The 2,546-nt window shown below is 53.3% G+C and carries 3 protein-coding genes; 2 read left to right on the top strand and 1 reads right to left on the bottom strand.

Annotated features, from left to right (window positions below):
• Window positions 1-476 precede the first annotated feature (476 nt).
• Window positions 477-893, top strand: coding sequence for a GFA family protein (locus tag ABYA77_RS14775; RefSeq protein WP_372966724.1), 417 nt, complete (start codon window positions 477-479; stop codon window positions 891-893).
• A 208-nt stretch (window positions 894-1,101) separates the two neighbouring features.
• A protein-coding gene (locus tag ABYA77_RS14770) for an IS3 family transposase (protein WP_372966723.1) occupies window positions 1,102-2,264 on the top strand; the annotation gives its coding sequence in 2 pieces (ribosomal slippage) (window positions 1,102-1,357 and window positions 1,357-2,264; 1,164 coding nt in all).
• Between the two features lie 32 nt (window positions 2,265-2,296).
• Here the strand turns inward: ABYA77_RS14770 and ABYA77_RS14765 are convergent.
• The coding region (locus ABYA77_RS14765) for an IS30 family transposase (protein WP_372966722.1) at window positions 2,297-2,546 on the bottom strand (250 nt) is incomplete at its 5' end.

The raw sequence follows: 2,546 nt of genomic DNA, 5'->3' as shown, positions 1-2,546 counted from the left end.
GCGACAACAGTGAACAGGATGCTCAATAAGGACGCTCCTAACGTCACGCCTATTAGCGCGGCGTTGAGGCTGTAGAAAAAACCCAATCTGACCAGGTTTTTATAGGATCACGAAAACAGATAAGGAGTCGAGCCGTCGGCACGAACAAGGGCCTTAATCGCTTTAGTTTGCGGGGTAATGAGGAAGGTGAAGGGCCAGTGACAGCTATACTGCCTGGTGCACAATATAAAGAAACTGGCGAATTATGGACAGATGGCGGCGTAATGCCGAAGGCGGAGTCCCGGAAAGGCGCCTGTTGGAAACCATCAATGCCGACGTCAGGAGCCTCAAAAAAGGCCGAAGCGGATGGCTGAACATCGAAATCACCGGAATCGGCCAGCCGATGGCCATGATAAAAATGAGAGGAATTAGGGGTTGGGAAGGGCTCGGAATCGAGTTTTTCTACAGCCTCGTTATGTGTATTTCACCGACGGGCCATGGAAGAGATTCTGATGTCTAATTATTTCGGTTCTTGCCTGTGTGGCACTGTGAGCTTTGAGGTAATAGGTGACTTCGATAGCTTTTACCTTTGCAATTGTCAGCATTGCCAAAAAGATACGGGTTCGGCTCATGCGGCAAACCTATTCTCGCAGTTAGCTAAATTGGTCTGGCGGTCGGGTGCAGATGCTGTGACTTCCTATACGCTTCCAGGCACTCGTCATAGCAAAAGCTTTTGCAAGCTCTGTGGTTCAGCACTGCCAAACACTCAGAGTGCAGGCTTGCTGGTCGTACCAGCAGGGTGCCTGGATACTAAAATCTCTATGGTGCCGACAGCGCAAATTTTTTCATCCAGCAAAGCTGGTTGGGATGAGGAGTTAGGGGACGTGCCAGAGTTCGAGGGGCTGCCAGATTGAGCTACCATCACATAACCAGTGGCTGTTGGCGGATGTACCTACGCTGCGCTCCGGCACGCCGCAAAGCCAAGCGTTAGCCCGGGAGAGATAGCACCATCCACCACGTTGCCTAACCTTAAAGAAAACGGTGGGCGGTCTCCATGTAGTGGTTCAATGATTCCGGACACCAACGTAGGTGGTAATATCGCCACCATAAACGAGGTGTCTGATGACCAGAAAGCGACGTTCTTTTTCTCCTGAGTTTAAACAGGAAGCGGCCAGCTTGGTGCTGGATCAAGGTTACACGATTCCCCAGGCGAGCGTGTCCCTGGGAATTGGTGAAAGCGCTATCCGGCGCTGGGTTAGCCAACTGACCGAGGAGCGTGACGGTGTCACCCCGAAGGGCAAGGCATTAACCCCGGAACAGCGCCGTATTCAGGAGCTGGAAGCCCGCTGCAAGCGCCTTGAACAGGAGAAAGACATACTAAAAAAGGCTACCGCTCTCTTGATGTCGGACGACATGAATCGTACGCGCTGATAGACCAATTGAGTGAGCGAATGCCTGTTGAAATGGTCTGCAATGCGTTTGATATCAGTCGTTCAAGTTATTACGAGTATCGCCATCGGCGGAACCACGTTGATGTAGAGCGTATGGCCCTGAGGGCTCAGGTAAACCGCCTGTTCACCAGGAGTCGCAGTTCCGCTGGCAGCCGAACAATCAAAAGCCTGCTCAGCGAGGAAGGCACTGTCGTCGGTCGCTTCAAGGTTCGACGACTGATGAGCGAGCTGGGGCTGATCTGTAAGCAGCCAGGCCCTCACGCTTACAAGCAGGCTACCGTTGAACGGCCGGATATCCCGAACCATCTGAATCGTGAGTTTGCAGTAGAGCGGCCCGACCAGGCCTGGTGTGGTGACATCACCTACATCTGGAGTGGCCAGCGATGGAGTTATCTGGCGGTTGTGTTGGACCTATATGCCCGGCGTGTTGTTGGCTGGGCGATGTCATCAAGTCCGGATGCGGACCTGGTTGTAAAAGCTCTCGATCACGCCTGGGAGCAACGTGGCCAACCGGAGAAAGTCATGTTCCACTCGGATCAGGGGAGCCAATATGCCAGCCGTAAGTTCCGTCAAAGGCTCTGGCGCTATCGAATGACCCAAAGCACGAGCCGACGTGGCAACTGCTGGGACAACGCACCGATGGAGAGACTGTTCCGGAGTCTGAAATCTGAATGGATACCGGCCCTGGGATATCGGAATCTGCCTGAGGCCAAAAAAGATGTTGGTGGCTATCTGATGGACTATTACAACCGGCAACGACCTCACACATTCAACGACGGCATTTCGCCCGTTGCGGCTGAGGAAAACCTTAAAATACTGTCCGGGATTAGTTGACCACTACACCAACTCTAAGTGCAACACCCGAGTTAATGAACGCCTGATGGCGTATCCTGCGTTCGCTTGATGAGATCCATAAAGACTTCCAGCGGCGGCTTGAAGCCCAGACGTTTTCGAGGTCGGGTATTCAGCTGGAAGGCTATGGCGTCCAGGTCATCCTGGCTGAACACCGACAGATCCGTCCCCTTGGGCATGTACTGCCGCAAGAGGCCATTGGTGTTCTCATTGATGGCTCTCTGCCAGGGACTGTGTGGATCGGCGAAGTAGATCGCTGTCCCG

The organism is Marinobacter sp., assembly GCF_041595835.1.
Lineage (GTDB): Bacteria > Pseudomonadota > Gammaproteobacteria > Pseudomonadales > Oleiphilaceae > Marinobacter.
The sequence above is the reverse complement of the archived record's forward strand: the minus strand, read 5'-3'. Positions and strand labels throughout refer to the sequence as shown.

Coding starts and splice junctions, on each gene's coding strand:
- ABYA77_RS14775 (WP_372966724.1), top strand. CDS start 477: ATGGAAGAGATTCTGATGTCTAATTATTTCGGTTCTTGCCTGTGTGGC.